This is a genomic window from Aliirhizobium wenxiniae, assembly GCF_014201355.1.
Classification (GTDB): domain Bacteria; phylum Pseudomonadota; class Alphaproteobacteria; order Rhizobiales; family Rhizobiaceae; genus Neorhizobium; species Neorhizobium wenxiniae.
In genome coordinates this window covers 20377-35451 of record NZ_JACHEG010000015.1, presented here as the reverse complement: position 1 = coordinate 35451, position 15075 = coordinate 20377, and the positions used below count along the sequence as shown (strand labels likewise).

The following is a 15075-nucleotide window of genomic DNA, read 5'->3' as shown; positions in this document are numbered from 1 at the left end:
AGGCGTCCGCGCATTCAGGACCTACGAGAGATTTTTCCCGTCAGGCGGAAGCGAGCGCCTTCCGGTGGAAATTCCAATGTAGTGCTGCCCTGAAAATACGGACCAATCATCCGCTGTATCAGTCTCGACCCAAATCCGGTTGCCGAGGGAGTGTTCACTACCGGACCATCTCGCTCGGTCCAGTCGAGCCTGAAGCTGCCGTCTGGGTCCACGTGCCACTTGATATCGACCCGCCCAGCGTCGCCGGACAAGGCGCCATATTTGGCAGCATTTGTTGCCAGCTCGTGCAACGCGAGAGAAAGCCCAATTGCCTGTGGCGATTCAAGAGGATGATCAGGGCCCTCCCATGACACACGACCATTGCCACTGTCATGCGGTGCGAGTGCCCCGGCGACGACGGACATGATGTCCGCGGCAGATCCTTGGGCACCCGTGAGAATGTCCTGCGCCGCCGCCAATGCGCCGACGCGCTTCATGATCGCGTCGCGGCTCTCCTCAAGCGATCGAGCACCTCTCAAGGTCTGAGCGACAATGGCCTGCACGATGGCAAGGGTGTTTTTGATGCGGTGGGCAGCTTCGGCCATGATTTGGGCCTTGCGCTCATCTTCTTCCTTTTGAGCTGTGATGTCCTTGGTGACAACACCATAACCGATAAGGTCGCCTTCCCCGTCCCTGACCGGAAACATCGTAAAGAGCGCTGGCACTTCCTCGCCGGTCGCAACGTTGCGAAGCGTGAGCTCGCGCTCGCAGCTTTCTCCTGATTTGACAGCCGGCTTCACCTCTTCGAGAAAAGCCGCTCTGTCAGCTTCGATGACGTAGTCGGTGACGACCTTCGGCGGCGAAGCATCGGCTGGAAGCCCAACGAGGGCCCTCGCCGCATCGTTGAGAAAGATTACTTCGCCGCGCCCGTCCGCGATCCCGATGAAATCGGAAGCCTGTCGAACAACGCGTTCAAAGTTTGCTTTTTCGTGCTCGGCCTTGCGTGCGCGGTGCAGAAGCCGGCGTTGCAACACGATACGCTTGCGAAGTTCCAGCTGCGTCATCGTCTGTCTGGCGAGAAACTTCAGCATTTTGATTTGCTGGTCCGTGAACTCCCGGACCTCGTAGTCGAGAACGCAAACGGTTCCGATCGGCAGGCCTTAGGTGTTTTCAAAAGTGCGCCTGCATATGCCCGGATATGCGGGGCCTCTGTAACAAGCGGATTGCAATTGAAACGCGGATCCTTTGTGGCGTCCGGAACCACCATCGTATCGTTGCGAAGAAGAGCATGCCGGCAGAACGCGGTCTCAAGCGGCGTGGAACGAACACCGAGACCCACCTCAGCCTTAAAAAACTGCCGTGTCGTGTCGACCAGATTGACCACAGCGATCGGCGCACCGCAGATATCCGATGCGACCCGTGCCAGATCATCGAAATCTTCCTCGCGAGGCGTATCCAGCACGTCGTACGATTGAAGCGCGGCTGACCGTTCTTCCTCATCCCAAGTGATGGCGTCTGCCACCTTGCAGGTGTCGTTTGGATCCAGCAGCATCTACCCAGCCCTTAAGTTAGAGCGTAACCTATAGTACGGGCTGCGAAAATCCAACAAAAACAGGGCGAGCACGAATTGGTGAACCAGTGCAATCATCCATCGGTGTCCCAAGCCAGTCAGGCTTCCGTAAAAAAAAGCGGGCGCTTCTGCGCGCGCTCATCGGATGATCTGGCTACAGTCGTTCAACGTGTAGCATGGAGCTCGTCTTCGCGGGTGACGCGGGTCGTGCCAACCGCTCCGCCGATCCATCCTGCTATCGCACCGACAGCCAGCGAGATAAACGCGAAGATCGAGCCGACGGAAACTGCTGTTGCGGCAGCCTGGGCTGCCTCAGTCGCCTGCTTCTTCGCTTCTTCAACCGATTGGCGATATTGGGTTTCGTACTGCTGAACCTGCTGGCGAGCCTGATCAACCGGAATATTCTGGGCGCGGGCAAGTGCTTCTGCCGAACGGTTACGCGCGTCCTCGATCTGAGCCTGGTCGCCCGTCAGCATTGCACGGACAGATGCCACGGCGGTATCGCGAAGTGCGGCCGGATCATTGCCACCGCTGGCATCGCGAACGCTGCGCTCGATATCGGCCATTGGGTCAGCTGCGGTAGCGATCGCCGGAGCAGCAGTTGTCGCCGCCGTTGCCGCCGTCGAGCTGACACTTGAGATCAGACCGCCGAGCCCGCTGAAGGTGCCGCCAACGATTGCGCCGACCGATGTTGTCAGAAGATAGAGCGTAACGAGCGTGGTCACCGCCCAGGACGCCACGCCATGCAAGGAACCGGTCGAGCGGAGCGGGCGGCCGGAAAGGCGGCTTGCAACATAACCGCCAACGAAAAAGGCGATGATGCCCGTGACGACAAACCATACTGCCGTCGTAATTGACATCGTGCTGGCCGCGGGATTGTCGTTCGAAGCCGGGTCGATCACGGCCGCGCCTAGTCCGACGCCCAGAAGCGTCAAGAGGATATGCGTGGTCAGCGTGATGGCGACGCCCGCGAAGATCGCGCCCCACGAGACTTTGTTATAGGCGGCGTTGATGTTGGGGTCCGCAGTGCGCGCATGAAGGTGCGCTACGGAGACGGGTTCGGTCATTGGATAATCCTCGCTGCTCACGGGTCTGTGAATGCGGCAAGAACGGGGCGGCACGCTTTATGTTCCCATCCGGCACCAGACGGTTGTAACCGGACTTAGCCAGACGTCTATTGCGGCGGGTCTGTAATGCTTGACTTGGCATCGACATCACCTGACGGTTCGGTCATCCACCACTGTCCCATGAACGCAATTCCGCAAAGCAAGGCGCAGAACGCGAAAACGACAATCATCGCTTTCCGATGGCGCCGAGGCCCGACGGTTGGAGGTATTCTACCCATGCTCGTCGAGTTTCAAAACGGATCGCAGCGGAAGAGTGTGCACGACAGTGCCGTCGCCAGTCGTTATCTCGAACTCGTCGCCGTCAACCAGGTCGCCGACGCGAACCTTTGCCGCGAGCAGTTCTCTGGCAGCAATCTGCGCTTCTTCGAGCGCCACCTCATCGGAGGGTAACTCGGAGCCTTCCGGGTCTTTCTCAAGAACGCCGTTGATCCGATAGTTGAAGAAATAGCCTGGCATCGCAGCTCCTATGATTGTGCAAGACAATTCGAGAGCACGGATTGTCTGGTTCATATGATCAATCTTGGGGAATAGAGCAGCCTGTCCCATGGCCAGCGGAGCGGAATACTCTCGCGCCTTTTGCCGCCAGTTTAACCGCAGCGCCTCTGCCAAAGCCCCTCGCTGCCAGACGCAAGAACATTCTCGATGACATCGTTCGGGAGATCATAGCGGCCGGAGGAACGGCGATCGCGGTCAAGGCCGACGTCAGCAACGCTAACGAGGTTGCAGATATTCACAAGGCCGCCATCGACGCTTTCAGCCGCATTGATGTTTGGGTCAACAATGTCAGTGTCGGAGCTATCGGTTTTTTCTGGGATATCCCCATCGAGGATCACGCCCGCTTGGTCGACGTCAACCTGAAAGGTCTGATCCACGGAGCGCACGCGGCTTTGCGGCAGTTCCGCATTCAGGGTTACGGTACCCTTCTCAACATTGGATCGATCGATAGCGAAGTGCCCCTCGCCCTTCAAAACACCTACGCGGCGACGAAAGCCGGCATTCTCAGCCTAAGCCGTTCGTTGAACGAGGAGCTGCGATTAGCCGGAGAGGACGACATCAAGGTCGGCACGATCATGCCGTGGGCGGTCGACACGCCATGGTGGACCCATGCGGCCAACTACACGGGCCACGAGCCGCGCATGGCGATGATGGACGATCCAGAGATTGTTATCGACGCGATCATTGGCGCGTGTCTTCATCCGAAAGAAGAGCAGCCCGTCGGATGGAAGGCAAAAACTTCCAATATCTCGCACCACCTCATGCCTGATCTGACAGAGAAACTATCTGCCGATATCGCGAAGAAGGAGTCTGATAAGGCATCGCCGCGCTCGCCGAACCAGGGAGCGATCCACCAGCCCGTCCAGGACGGACAGGTGGATGGGGGTATCCGTGCACGCATGCGCGAAGAAGACGACCGGTAACGCTTTCGTGACCACGGCTGGAACCTTCCACGTTCGTCTGAGTTGAGTCGCTCGAAACCACACTCAGGAGGACCCACCGTGGCAGCAACCAAAACATTGGACGACCTTTTCCTCGACACGCTCAAGGACATCTACTTCGCCGAGAAGCAGATTCTGAAGGCCCTTCCGAAGATGGCGCGCGCCGCCCAGTCGGAAGAAGGCAAGGCGGGCTTCCTGCAGCACCGCGACGAGACCCAGGGCCAGATCGAACGCCTCGAACAGGTATTCGAACTGCTTGGCAAGCCGGCGCGCGGCAAGACCTGCGAAGCGATCCAGGGCATCATTTCCGAAGGCGAAGAGATCATCGAGGAGTTCAAGGATTCTCCGGCTCTCGACGCAGGCTTGATCTCCTCGGCCCAAGCCGTCGAGCACTACGAAATTGCCCGCTATGGCACCCTTATCGAATGGGCGAACCAGCTTGGCCTGAAAGATGCCGTGCCGCTCCTGCAGGCGAACCTCGCCGAGGAAGAGGCGACCGACCAGAAGCTCACCCAGCTCGCCAAGGCGTCAGCTAACGCCAAGGGCAAAAGCAAGGCTGCCTGAAGCCGCTAACTTCTTGAGAAGGCCGTCCGTAGGGCGGCCTTTTTGACATCCGGCCACAATTATCGGGGACAACCATGGCAAAGCGTACGACACGGGCTTCGAGCTCGACCTCATCCAGCGACACCGTCACCATCCACGACCAGAAGCTTCACCGCGGCGCGGGCGGCGAACTTCACCAGATCGCCGAGGACGGCGCCGACGTGCTGACCACCGCCCAGGGCGGACCGGTCGCCGACGACCAGAACTCGCTTCGCGTCGGAGCGCGCGGACCGCTACTGGTCGACGACTTCCATTTCCGCGAGAAGATCTTCCATTTCGACCATGAACGTATCCCGGAGCGGGTCGTGCATGCACGCGGCTACGGTGCGCATGGCTTCTTCGAAACGTATGAACCCCTGTCGGACGTAACCCGCGCCGACATCTTCCAACGACCGGGCGAAAAGACGCCAGTGTTCGTCCGCTTTTCAACCGTGGCAGGCAACAAGGGTTCGGCCGACCTCGCCCGCGACGTTCGCGGCTTCGCCGTCAAGTTCTATACGCAGGAGGGCAACTGGGACCTAGTCGGCAACAACATCCCGGTTTTCTTCATCCAGGATGCGATCAAGTTCCCGGACATGGTCCATGCTGCAAAGCAGGAGCCGGACCGGGCTTTCCCACAGGCGCAGACGGCCCACGACAATTTCTGGGACTTCATCAGTCTCACGCCGGAAAGCATGCACATGGTCATGTGGATCATGTCGGACCGCACCATACCGCGTTCCTTCCGCTTCATGGAGGGCTTCGGCGTCCACACCTTCCGGTTCGTCAACGAGAAGGACGAGTCCACCTTCGTGAAATTCCACTGGAAGCCAAAGCTCGGCCTGCAGTCGGTCGCGTGGAACGAGGCTGTCAAGATCAACGGCGCAGATCCGGACTTCCATCGCCGCGATCTCTGGCAGTCAATCCAGTCGGGCAACTTCCCGGAATGGGAATTGTGCGTCCAGCTCTTCGACCAGGAATTTGCCGACAACTTCGACTTCGACGTCCTCGATCCCACTAAGATCATTCCGGAGGAGATTTTGCCCGTGAAGCCGATCGGGCGTCTGGTTCTGGACCGCATGCCGGACAACTTCTTCGCGGAGACCGAGCAGGTCGCGTTCATGACACAGAACGTGCCCCCGGGCATCGATTTCAGCAACGACCCTCTCCTGCAGGGCCGGAACTTTTCCTACCTCGATACGCAGCTCAAGCGTTTGGGTGGACCGAATTTCACGCATCTCCCCATCAACGCGCCGAAGTGTCCCTTCCACAACTTCCAGCAGGATGGGCACATGGCGATGCGCAATCCTGTCGGCCGCGTGAACTACCAACCCAACTCGTTTGGGGAAGGTCCGCGGGAATCGCCTGCGCGTGGGTACCGACACTTCCCGGCCGAAGAAAACGGCCAGAAGGCCCGACTGCGTCCAGAAAGCTTCGCCGACCACTACAGCCAGGCTCGTCAGTTCTTCCTTAGCCAGACGCCGGCGGAGCAGCGGCACATTGCGATGGCGCTCACCTTCGAGCTCAGCAAGGTCGAAACGGTCGCCATACGCGAACGCATGATCTCGCACCTCCTGAACATAGACGAAACGCTCGCGACCACCGTCGCCCAGAAGCTCGGCATCCAGGAGATGCCGAAGGCAGCGGACGCCGCAATGCCGACCCGTCAGGATCTGGAGCCGTCTCCGGCCTTGAGCATCGTTGAACGCGGACCGAAGCGGTTCGAAGGCCGCAAGCTCGGCGTGCTCGTGACGGACGGTGTAGACGCCAAGCTCCTCAAGGGGCTGGCGGCCGCAGTCGAGAAGGAAAAGGCCTTGGTCGAGTTGATCGCGCCAAAGGTCGGCGGGGTAATCGCTTCAGATGGAACATTGATCGAGGCGCAGCATATGATTGACGGCGGCCCCTCGGTGCTGTTCGACGCCGTCGCTGTCCTCGCCTCGGCAGCCGCGATCGAGGATGTGGTGAAGGAGGCCACCGCGCGAGATTTCGTGGCGGATGCGTTCCAGCACTGCAAGTTCATCGGCTACGACGAGAGCGCCTTTCCGCTCCTCGTCAAGGCCGGAATCGCCGACGACCTCGACGAAGGCACGATCATTCTTCCCGGCGAAGAAGGTCTCGCCGCCTTCGTGTCCGAGCTCGGCAAGCTTCGAGTCTGGGGTCGCGAGCCCGCTCTCAAGCTCGGCAAGGCGTCGCCGCCAGTGAAGTGACCGATTGCGGGCGCGTCTCCAGACGCGCCCGCAATCCTAAGACTCCACTTAACAACTGCCTCGTCTGCTAGAAGCGTTCATGTTTCCTGAGGAATAATGCTCAAAGCACCGTCCGCTTCGAGTACTGCAGATTTGATTTGATCCAGACGCTCGAGCCCTTGCTCGACCCGTGCAGTGGTCAGCACATCCTCAAGGCTGATACGAGCTCGAGCGAATGCTCGTAGATCTGGTTTTCCATCAGAGATAAGGACGGTTGGCGTCCCGTCGATGATCCGTCCAAGGCTTGGCGCCCACTGCTTCACATAAGAAAGGCCGATGTCGAGACTGAACAATACAACAATGAGAAGCGCTGCATTGATGAGAGAGAAATCGTCGCCGAGCAGAGCCTGCTGCGTGGTTTCGGCGATGATGAGCAGAAGTACCAGGTCAAACGGCGTCATCTGGGCGACCGTCCGCCGGCCAGACAGCCGCAACGCCATCAGTAGAACGAGATAGATCGCAGCGCCCCGGATGACAGATTCCATAATACCCTCACGGAAATATAAAGCTGGATAACGAGACGAACTCGTCATCGACCCTGACATCGAATTTTGCCGGGCCGGCCGCCTGTGCTCTCAAATGCAGCGTTACGACACCCCCGCTCTTGCTTGGATTATCAAAAAACAACTGCTGTCCGCCCCCCTCTATTAGGGTTCGTGCTGGCAAAGGCTGGATATCCTCGACCTGGAATACTTCTGCAAAGGCATTCGAGAGAAAAAGCGAGTGAGCCTCTGTGGCCGGATCCGACTTGAACCGGATCGTCATCTCGTCGGTCCCTTCCCACCGGCCAATGCGGGGGTGCTCCACGATTGCCGCGTCCAGCTCGGAAACCTTCGTGGCAAGCGGGCCACCAGAACCAAAGGCTCCCAGCAAAGCGGCGAAAATTATGAGTGCAAAGATGCCCCAAGAGAACCGTTCGATTGTCCAGAACCGCTCCTGAAACCTGCGATGCTCTTCGAGCTGCAGGCCATCCTCGCGGACCGCTGGCTTCTCAAGTGAACTCATGGCCAGTACCCCGTTGCGTGTTACCCATCAAGTTCGACCTTGAACACGTGTCCCGACAATGGCGCGGACCCGCGTTCCTCGTCGCTCATGCCATCAAAAGCTGTGGTGATAAACAGCGTTTTGCGTCTCGGGCCGCCGACACAGCAACTTGTAGCGTTTGGCACCGGCAGGTCGATCTGACCAACAACGTCGCCGCGCATCGAGACAATATCGACGCGAGAGCCGCCAAAGATCGCAGCATAGAGGTTGCCCAGGCCGTCGGCTTCAAGGCCGTCAGGGCTCCCAATTTCGATTTTCACGAACACGCGCTTATTCGACAGCGCCCTCGCACTATTATCGTAGTCGTACACCCACACAGTGTTACGACCGGTATCGGCGTGGAACATCAGATCGCCGTCCGCACTCCAGGTCTTCCCGTTCGCATTCGTATAGCCACCTTCGATTTCAACCAGACGATCGTCCTGTAGCTGGTAAAGTGCAGCTGTCTCCGATGGCTCGGCGGCGGTGTTGATAGTCCCGACCCAAAGGCGTCCGGCGGGATCACGCTTTCCGTCATTCAAACGATGCTCGGCGGGCAGGTCGAGCAAAGCCACGGGTCGCTCCACGCCTGTCTCGCAATCAAATAGGTACACCCCATCGCTCAGGCCTATCAGCAAAAGACCATCAGCTCGGGGGAAAACAAGGCTGACTTCCTTCGACGTCGACCATGACCGGTGATCTTTGCTCACGGGATCGTAATGGTGGATCAGCTTGCCGGCGATATCGACCCACCACAGACACGACGTGGCATCATCCCAACAGATCCCCTCGCCGAGCTTAGAGGCCGGAATTGTGGTGTCGAGCGCAACAGCTTTGCTCATCGGTTTTCCTGCAGTGAAAAGATTGCGTGGAGAAGGGTGAGATGGCTGAGGCCTTGGGGCAGGTTACCGAGGCCTGCACCGGTTTGGGGATCGATCTGCTCGCAGAGGACGCCGAAGTTGTTTCCGAGCGGCACGAGCAAATCCTCTAGCATTCGTTCCGCCTGATCGACCTCACCGAGAAAAGCAAAGGCTTCAACGAGCCAACATGAGCAGGCGACAAAGGCCCCTTCTTCGCCAGAAGCGCCGCTGTACCGATAAACGAGCGGACCTACGGCGAGTTCCTGTTGAATGGCATTGCGTGTTGCCGCCAGCCTGCCTTCATGCTCGAAGCCGAACCGCGTCGTCAGAAGAAGCGCCGCGTCGAGCTTCTCAGTGCCCGCATAGAACGTATATGCCTTTTTTGTTTCCGACCAGCAGTGGGTATCGATCCAGTCGCGGATCTTGTCACTTTCCACCACCCATCGATCCGCATCGCCATCAATGTGCCCATGCCGCGCGAGACGTGCCGCTCGGTCAAGGGCCAGCCAGCAACCGACCTTCGAAAAGGTGTGATGCTGAAGCTCTTCGAGCTCCCAGAGGCCGGAATCCTTCTCCTGCCAGCGGTCAACGACCTGGTCGGCCAGACGCTGGATAAGGCGGGCGGTAGACGGATCGAGGACGTGCCCCATCTCCGCGAAGAGCGAAGCGGTCTCCAGCAGGTCACCATAGCAACTGAGCTGCACCTGATTTTTGGCGCGGTTGCCTGTGCGGACCGGCGTCGAGCCCTTGTAGCCGGGGACCTCGATCACGCGTTCGTCAGGAACCTCGCCACCGCTCAATGTATAGACGACCGAAGGTGCAGGTCCATCTTCATCGATCGTACGGATCAACCATCCGAACGCGGCTATCGCTTCCGATAAGGCACCGGCCCGCAGAAAAGCCTTGATGGTGTAGGCCGCGTCGCGGACCCAGGCATAGCGATAATCATAGTTCTTGTCGCCGCCGATCCGTTCGGGGAGACCGGAGGTGGCGGCAGCCGCGATGGCGCCGGTTTTCGAATAAAGCAGGAATTTGAGCGAAAGGGCGCAACGGATGAAGTCGGACTTGAACGGCCCGTCATAGGACAGCTTTTCGGTCCAGCGCTGCCATTCGTCGTCGCTGAAATCGATGCGGTCGTCAATCTCCGACAACGCAGGGATCGCCAGCGGCGCCTTGTCGGCAACGAGATAGGCGATGCATGCACGCGAGCCGGCTTCCGCTCGGTAGTGCGCTGTCGTTTGCTGATCGGTATCGTCGACGATCGAAACCTCATCCGGATGGCAGAACGTCGTCGTCAGATCTCCGATGTAGCGAATGGCTGCATTCGGGTGGTTGACGCGGCGGACCTTGCCTTGAGCACAAATCGGCCGGATCACGACTTCGAATTCCACTTGACCGGAAAGCCCCTCGATGCGTCGAGCCACCTCACACCACGGCAGTCTGCCGCCAGCACCGCTGTTGATGGATTCGGTGACACGAGCCTTGCCCGTTTCCGTAACAAAGGTGGTTTCGAGGACGTTGCTGTCTTTGCGGTAGCGTCGCTCGATGGAAAATGGCTGAACCGGGGTGAGTGAGAACCGACCGCCATCAGCATCATGCAAGCGGTTGAAAAGTGGCGGGGAATCCATGTCCGGCGGGCACCACCAGTCGATGGAGCCATCGGCACCAACCAATGCAACCGACCTGCCCTCGCCAATCGCGGCATAATGCTCGAGCGGCAAGAAGCCGCCCGAGCGTTTTGGCTCTAGCGCTTCCAGCATCAGGGAAGCGTGTTGCCGCCGGTGACGCCGAAGACCTCACCGGTGATGTAACTCGACTCCTGCGATGCAAGGAAGACGTAGAGCGGTCCGCATTCGGCCGGTTGGCCCGGGCGTTTCATGGGCACCTGGCTACCGAATTTAACGATGGCCTCCTGAGGTTGCCCTCCAGATGTCTGCAGAGGCGTCCAGACGGGACCGGGTGCGACAACATTGACCCGCACGCCTTTCTCGATCACCTGCTTGGAGAGCGCCTTGCTGAATGCAACGATCGACGACTTGGTGGGCGCGTAGTCGAGTAGGCTGGCCGATGGCTCGTAAGCCTGAATGGACGCGGTATTGATGATGGTGGCGCCGGCAGGAAGGAGAGGCAGTGCGGCCTTGCATACCCAGAACAGGGCATAAACATTGGTCTTGAACGTCTCATCGAACTGATCCGTCGTGAGATCCGCGATGCTTTCAACCGCCTTCTGGCGGCCGGCGACGTTGGCAATCAGGTCAAGCCCGCCGAGTTCATCGTGAGCTTTTCGAACCAGGAGATTGCAGAACTCCTCGCTCTTCAAGTCGCCAGGGATAGCGACGGCCTTGCGACCTTCTGCCTCGATAAGCTGGATCACTTCATCGGCGTCGGACTGCTCTTCCGGGAGATAATTAATGACGACGTCAGCACCTTCGCGTGCAAAAGCGATTGCAGCCGCTCGTCCGATGCCAGAATCGCCCCCAGTGACCAACGCTTTACGACCTTTGAGCCGGCCTGACCCGTTGTAGCTTGTTTCGCCATGGTCTGGAACCGGCTGCATCTTGCTGGCAAGGCCCGGTACGGGTTGAGGCTGTTTGGGGAATTCCGGCTGCGGGTACTGGGTGAGCGGGTTTTGAATATCGAACTGGTTGGCAGAGGCCATATTGCTTCTTCCTTTTGCAGTACTTTGAGAACGGACGTTTTTTAAAAGCGGCTGCTGAGCTGGGTCGCAATGAGCGGGACGGCCGCGGCCCCCGGCGTTCCAAGCCTCAGCTTCTGAACAAGCCGACCAAGGACGAACGTGGCGGCAACCGTTGCGGCGATCCGAAGCCATGGCCGGTCAGGAGCCCTCGTCGTCTGCGCAAGATCGGCCTGGTTCCGGATGGAAAGCAGTTCCGCCAAGTCCCCGACTTCCCTCCGCAGCGCGGCGATTTGCTCGTGAAGTGCAATATCATCTTGCGTCACGTGCTCCTCGGCCGGCGCCTCATCGTCGAGTTCTGCAAGATGCTCCCGGAGCTGCTCAGCGTTGTCGAAGCCTCTCGCCTTGATATTCGTCATGGTACCCTCGCGATAAAATGATCGACAGCCCAGCGGCTAAATCCGCCGCCTTCGGCCTATCAGTGACGCGCCAGGCTGCGCACCTCGATCAGAAACAATGTTTCGAATGGTAAGGTGAAACCCCTTCGATCCGAAGAAGTTCCGGGGCCCGCTCTCCAGACCCGATTGGCGCTCCCGGCCAGCGTCGGCGTTGGCGCTGCTAGTCCTTGCTCAGGGACGGAGGCGGTTCGTTCGTCTCGGACTTGAAGTTGGTCATCCATCTCAATGTTGCGAATGTCACAATCGATAAGACGATTGCTGTATCGTAGGAGCCAAGCCCGACGGCAACTCCGATGGCCCCGGTCGCCCAAATACTTGCTGCTGTCGCTGTCCCACGCGTCCCCATCTTGCCGACAAGGATGGCACCGCCGCCGATGAAACCCACGCCATTGATAAGCCCTTCAACGACCCGCGCTGTGGCCTCAGGGTTTCCCAAGGTGATGGTCTCGGCCGCCTGGATGAAGCCGCATGAAGCAATCGCTACAAGAGGAAACGTCCGCAGTCCCGCGCTTCGCTCGTTGCGTTCGCGATCCCAGCCTATCGGGAGCGCCAGCACGTAGGCTACGAGAAGCGCGACCAGGTGCGGAATGATGTTCAGTTCCACACCGAACGATGCCAACCAGTCGGTCACGTGCGCTCTTCCTTGAAGGTGACGACACGGTAGACGTAGAGGCTGATAAGGCCGACCAAAACGGCCGTCGAAACGGGATCGACGTAATCCGCCACGACCTCATAGGCTTGCCCCAGTAGATATCCCGCCATAGCGAAAGCCGTCGTCCAGACGAAAGTGCCAATGGCCGAAAACAAAAGGAATTCGCCCATCGGCATGTTGGCCACTCCGGCCGGGACCGAGATCAATGTCCTGACCGTCGGTATAAGCCGGCCTAAGAGGACTGACGTCTTTCCATGGCGCTTGAACTTTTCGGACGCCGCGTCGATATCAGAGGGGTGCATTGTCAGCCACCGGCCGTGGCGGGAGGCGAGCTTGCGGACGCCGTCGTGTCCGAGCCGTTTGCCAAGATAATACCAGGGGAGCGTCCCCAAGAGAGAACCGATCGTCCCTGCGAAAACCACGAACAGGATGTTCATGTCGCCGCGCGTCGCGAGGTAACCGGCCAAAGGCATGATCAGTTCGGAGGGGACAGGCGGAAACACGTTCTCAAGAAACATCAAAAGCGCGATCCCCACAGAACCGAGCTTCTGCATCATTGATTCGACAAACGCTTCCATCCAGTCGCCGCACCTTAGTTGTTGGACGTCGGTCCGAGTAATCGCGAACCCTTTTTCCTTGGCTTGAAACCGGCCAGAAACGATTTCAGTTCCACCTCCCTGACCCGCCGCGCGGCTTCGTCGGTCGCGACCCATGCAGACTGGCGCTGGCCTTTTTCCTTGAAGTCCTCGTCGGTCTTGGTCACCTCCAAAGTGTAAAGTTCCACTACACACGGAACCACATCCCCATTATCGAGGGATTTCAGATAGGTGTAACGTCCGACGGGTTTCTTGCCGATCTTTCCGTGGACCCCCGCCTCCTCATAAGCCTCGATCGCGGCGGATTGCGAAGACGTCTTTCCTTTCATCGGCCACCCCTTCGGAACGATCCATCGTCCAGTGTCGCGCGAGGTGATCAGCAGAACCTCCACATCCACATCGCCCTGGAGGCGAAAGCAGATCGCGCCGCACTGATGGCGAAAGCTGCGAAACGCTAGCGTCTGCGGGGCCTCGGCAAGCTGCTGCAGGATCGTCGCTTGCTTGCGTGTTTTCGGCTGACGCTTCTTCTTTTCTGGCTTCATCCGATCAGTCTGAAGGCTTCGGCAGGCTGAGGCAATCGGCGTGCCTGGAAAGTCCCCAGATGGCACAAGATACTGTGAGGGCAGATTGAGCCTAACCTTCTTCGCCAGGATATTGCGAGGCTTTCAAGAGGCCAGCGAGATGGGCGGTATTGCGTGCAAGCATTGAGATCATTGTCTGCACCTCTTCCGGCGTCGTTTTCAGATCGACGAAGTTGGTCGATCCCATGGCTTCACCCACCCAGTAGGCGACGGCGTTTGCAGGGATAGTGAACCCGACGTCATTCAGCGCCTGGTACACTTCCGCCGAAACATGGTGCGCACCGTCTTCGTTGCCGACGACGGCAACGGCTGCGACCTTACCATAGGATACCATCCGCCCTTGATCGTCTGTCTCCTCCAGAAACGCATCCATACGCTCAAGGGCTCTCTTGCACACGCTGGAGGTTTGACCGAGCCAAATCGGTGTTCCGATCAGCAGGATATCAGCTTGAAGGACTTTTTCCCGGATTGCTGGCCATGCGTCGCCGAGACCCTCGTCGGAGGTCACGCCTGGCTTGATGTCATGGTCGGCAAGGCGGATCGTCTCTGTTTCGACGCCATGTTTTCGGAACTCCTCAGAAATCAATTCAAGCAATTTTCCGGTGGACGATGCCTCCGATGCGGAGGAGGATTTCAGGGTGCTGTTAAATGCCAGTGCTTTGAGCATATCTTTTCCTTTCCTTTAGAATATCAGGCAATGGGTTGGTCTGCTGCAGCGGATAGAAATGCCTCTGTCTGCATCAGCTCGAGCTGAACCGAGAACCGATCGCCGAGCAAATCGACGGCCGCATCATGCGTCTCATCGGCTCCGCTGCAGACGGCATCACTCAACATGATGACGCGGAAGCCGAGGTCGATTGCGCCAAGGATGGTTGCGAGCACGCAGACATCCGTCTCGCCTCCCGACACGACGACCGTATCGACATTCTCCTGCCGAAGGCGAGAGGCCAACCTGCCGTCGACCCAGGGCGAGTAGGCCATCTTGTCGAAGACGCGTGCGGGTGGAACCAGTGCCTGCAGCGAGGGGGCGAGACCGAGGAGTTCCTTTGGCAGATGTTCGCCTGTCATCATCCACCATTTACGATAGTAGTCTTTCCAGCTCCCGATCGCGTCTTCAGCGCGTGTCGGAGGAATGAAACGCGTGAAGATTGTTCGCGCAGCATGGCGCTCGGATAGTTCCTGGAGCTGGGGCAGGACCCGCATCATCCAGGGGACGTGCCACGGCGTATCTTCGCAAAACATCCGCTGAGCATCGACACAGATATGCCGCCATTCGCCAACAACCTTCATCGTCACCTCCGTCAGGGCCACGAACCGTCAAAGAGCGACG

The 15075-nt window shown here is 58.8% G+C and carries 18 protein-coding genes; 3 read left to right on the top strand and 15 right to left on the bottom strand.

Going from position 1 to position 15075, the window contains the following annotated elements; all coding sequences use genetic code 11:
* Positions 1 to 14: 14 nt before the first annotated feature.
* The 4 genes from HNQ72_RS29215 to HNQ72_RS29200 form a co-directional block, all read right to left on the bottom strand.
* On the bottom strand, positions 15 to 1070 hold the full coding sequence (locus HNQ72_RS29215) for a sensor histidine kinase (protein WP_183998022.1): 1056 nt from the start codon (positions 1068 to 1070) through the stop codon (positions 15 to 17).
* Positions 1064 to 1531 carry a GAF domain-containing protein gene (locus HNQ72_RS29210; protein WP_183998020.1) on the bottom strand — a complete coding sequence of 156 codons (468 nt, stop codon included), beginning with the start codon at positions 1529 to 1531 and terminating at the stop codon, positions 1064 to 1066. Before HNQ72_RS29210 ends, HNQ72_RS29215 begins: the two co-directional genes overlap by 7 nt.
* 182 nt (positions 1532 to 1713) lie before the next feature.
* Positions 1714 to 2616 carry a PhnA-like protein gene (locus tag HNQ72_RS29205; protein ID WP_183998019.1) on the bottom strand — a complete coding sequence of 301 codons (903 nt, stop codon included), beginning with the start codon at positions 2614 to 2616 and terminating at the stop codon, positions 1714 to 1716.
* Between the two features lie 270 nt (positions 2617 to 2886).
* On the bottom strand, positions 2887 to 3132 hold the full coding sequence (locus HNQ72_RS29200) for a DUF6894 family protein (RefSeq protein ID WP_183998017.1): 246 nt from the start codon (positions 3130 to 3132) through the stop codon (positions 2887 to 2889).
* Positions 3133 to 3146: 14 nt separating this feature from the next.
* On the opposite strand from HNQ72_RS29200, the gene HNQ72_RS29195 reads away from it, so the two are divergent.
* The 3 genes from HNQ72_RS29195 (at position 3147) to katE (ending at position 6901) form a co-directional block, all read left to right on the top strand.
* Complete coding sequence (locus HNQ72_RS29195; RefSeq protein ID WP_343061666.1) at positions 3147 to 4094, top strand: SDR family NAD(P)-dependent oxidoreductase; 948 nt, start codon at positions 3147 to 3149, stop codon at positions 4092 to 4094.
* A gap of 78 nt (positions 4095 to 4172) precedes the next feature.
* A complete protein-coding gene (locus HNQ72_RS29190) occupies positions 4173 to 4676 on the top strand; it encodes a YciE/YciF ferroxidase family protein (RefSeq protein ID WP_183998015.1) in 504 nt (167 codons plus the stop codon).
* 74 nt (positions 4677 to 4750) lie between these two features.
* A complete protein-coding gene (katE, locus tag HNQ72_RS29185; RefSeq protein WP_183998013.1) occupies positions 4751 to 6901 on the top strand; it encodes a catalase in 2151 nt (716 codons plus the stop codon).
* A gap of 77 nt (positions 6902 to 6978) precedes the next feature.
* Here the strand turns inward: katE and HNQ72_RS29180 are convergent, their stop codons facing one another.
* The 11 genes from HNQ72_RS29180 to HNQ72_RS29130 all read right to left on the bottom strand — a co-directional run bounded on the left by HNQ72_RS29180 (position 6979) and on the right by HNQ72_RS29130 (position 15035).
* Complete coding sequence (locus HNQ72_RS29180; RefSeq protein ID WP_183998011.1) at positions 6979 to 7425, bottom strand: DUF421 domain-containing protein; 447 nt, start codon at positions 7423 to 7425, stop codon at positions 6979 to 6981.
* 7 nt (positions 7426 to 7432) lie between these two features.
* Positions 7433 to 7945 (bottom strand): hypothetical protein, encoded by a 513-nt coding sequence (locus HNQ72_RS29175; RefSeq protein WP_183998009.1) that lies wholly within the window; start codon positions 7943 to 7945, stop codon positions 7433 to 7435.
* Between the two features lie 20 nt (positions 7946 to 7965).
* Positions 7966 to 8805 carry an SMP-30/gluconolactonase/LRE family protein gene (locus tag HNQ72_RS29170; protein WP_183998007.1) on the bottom strand — a complete coding sequence of 280 codons (840 nt, stop codon included), beginning with the start codon at positions 8803 to 8805 and terminating at the stop codon, positions 7966 to 7968.
* Complete coding sequence (locus HNQ72_RS29165; protein WP_183998005.1) at positions 8802 to 10583, bottom strand: glycoside hydrolase family 15 protein; 1782 nt, start codon at positions 10581 to 10583, stop codon at positions 8802 to 8804. The genes HNQ72_RS29170 and HNQ72_RS29165 overlap by 4 nt, the downstream gene beginning before the upstream one ends.
* Positions 10583 to 11482 carry an SDR family oxidoreductase gene (locus HNQ72_RS29160; protein WP_183998003.1) on the bottom strand — a complete coding sequence of 300 codons (900 nt, stop codon included), beginning with the start codon at positions 11480 to 11482 and terminating at the stop codon, positions 10583 to 10585. Before HNQ72_RS29160 ends, HNQ72_RS29165 begins: the two co-directional genes overlap by 1 nt.
* Positions 11483 to 11523: 41 nt before the next feature.
* Complete coding sequence (locus HNQ72_RS29155) at positions 11524 to 11877, bottom strand: hypothetical protein (protein WP_183998001.1); 354 nt, start codon at positions 11875 to 11877, stop codon at positions 11524 to 11526.
* Between the two features lie 199 nt (positions 11878 to 12076).
* Positions 12077 to 12547 (bottom strand): MgtC/SapB family protein, encoded by a 471-nt coding sequence (locus HNQ72_RS29150; RefSeq protein ID WP_183997999.1) that lies wholly within the window; start codon positions 12545 to 12547, stop codon positions 12077 to 12079.
* Complete coding sequence (locus HNQ72_RS29145; protein ID WP_246450648.1) at positions 12544 to 13122, bottom strand: DedA family protein; 579 nt, start codon at positions 13120 to 13122, stop codon at positions 12544 to 12546. The genes HNQ72_RS29150 and HNQ72_RS29145 overlap by 4 nt, the downstream gene beginning before the upstream one ends.
* A gap of 38 nt (positions 13123 to 13160) precedes the next feature.
* Positions 13161 to 13706, bottom strand: coding sequence for an NUDIX hydrolase (locus tag HNQ72_RS29140; protein ID WP_183997995.1), 546 nt, complete (start codon positions 13704 to 13706; stop codon positions 13161 to 13163).
* A 91-nt stretch (positions 13707 to 13797) separates the two neighbouring features.
* A complete protein-coding gene (locus HNQ72_RS29135) occupies positions 13798 to 14412 on the bottom strand; it encodes a flavodoxin family protein (protein ID WP_183997993.1) in 615 nt (204 codons plus the stop codon).
* A 23-nt stretch (positions 14413 to 14435) separates the two neighbouring features.
* Entirely contained in the window at positions 14436 to 15035 is a 600-nt protein-coding gene (locus HNQ72_RS29130) for a cysteine hydrolase family protein (RefSeq protein WP_183997991.1), read from the bottom strand.
* Positions 15036 to 15075 lie beyond the last annotated feature (40 nt).

Coding starts and splice junctions, on each gene's coding strand:
- HNQ72_RS29215 (WP_183998022.1), bottom strand. CDS start 1,070: ATGCTGAAGTTTCTCGCCAGACAGACGATGACGCAGCTGGAACTTCGC.
- HNQ72_RS29210 (WP_183998020.1), bottom strand. CDS start 1,531: ATGCTGCTGGATCCAAACGACACCTGCAAGGTGGCAGACGCCATCACT.
- HNQ72_RS29205 (WP_183998019.1), bottom strand. CDS start 2,616: ATGACCGAACCCGTCTCCGTAGCGCACCTTCATGCGCGCACTGCGGAC.
- HNQ72_RS29200 (WP_183998017.1), bottom strand. CDS start 3,132: ATGCCAGGCTATTTCTTCAACTATCGGATCAACGGCGTTCTTGAGAAA.
- katE (WP_183998013.1), top strand. CDS start 4,751: ATGGCAAAGCGTACGACACGGGCTTCGAGCTCGACCTCATCCAGCGAC.
- HNQ72_RS29180 (WP_183998011.1), bottom strand. CDS start 7,425: ATGGAATCTGTCATCCGGGGCGCTGCGATCTATCTCGTTCTACTGATG.
- HNQ72_RS29175 (WP_183998009.1), bottom strand. CDS start 7,945: ATGAGTTCACTTGAGAAGCCAGCGGTCCGCGAGGATGGCCTGCAGCTC.
- HNQ72_RS29170 (WP_183998007.1), bottom strand. CDS start 8,805: ATGAGCAAAGCTGTTGCGCTCGACACCACAATTCCGGCCTCTAAGCTC.
- HNQ72_RS29165 (WP_183998005.1), bottom strand. CDS start 10,583: ATGCTGGAAGCGCTAGAGCCAAAACGCTCGGGCGGCTTCTTGCCGCTC.
- HNQ72_RS29160 (WP_183998003.1), bottom strand. CDS start 11,482: ATGGCCTCTGCCAACCAGTTCGATATTCAAAACCCGCTCACCCAGTAC.
- HNQ72_RS29155 (WP_183998001.1), bottom strand. CDS start 11,877: ATGACGAATATCAAGGCGAGAGGCTTCGACAACGCTGAGCAGCTCCGG.
- HNQ72_RS29145 (WP_246450648.1), bottom strand. CDS start 13,122: ATGCAGAAGCTCGGTTCTGTGGGGATCGCGCTTTTGATGTTTCTTGAG.
- HNQ72_RS29140 (WP_183997995.1), bottom strand. CDS start 13,706: ATGAAGCCAGAAAAGAAGAAGCGTCAGCCGAAAACACGCAAGCAAGCG.
- HNQ72_RS29135 (WP_183997993.1), bottom strand. CDS start 14,412: ATGCTCAAAGCACTGGCATTTAACAGCACCCTGAAATCCTCCTCCGCA.
- HNQ72_RS29130 (WP_183997991.1), bottom strand. CDS start 15,035: ATGAAGGTTGTTGGCGAATGGCGGCATATCTGTGTCGATGCTCAGCGG.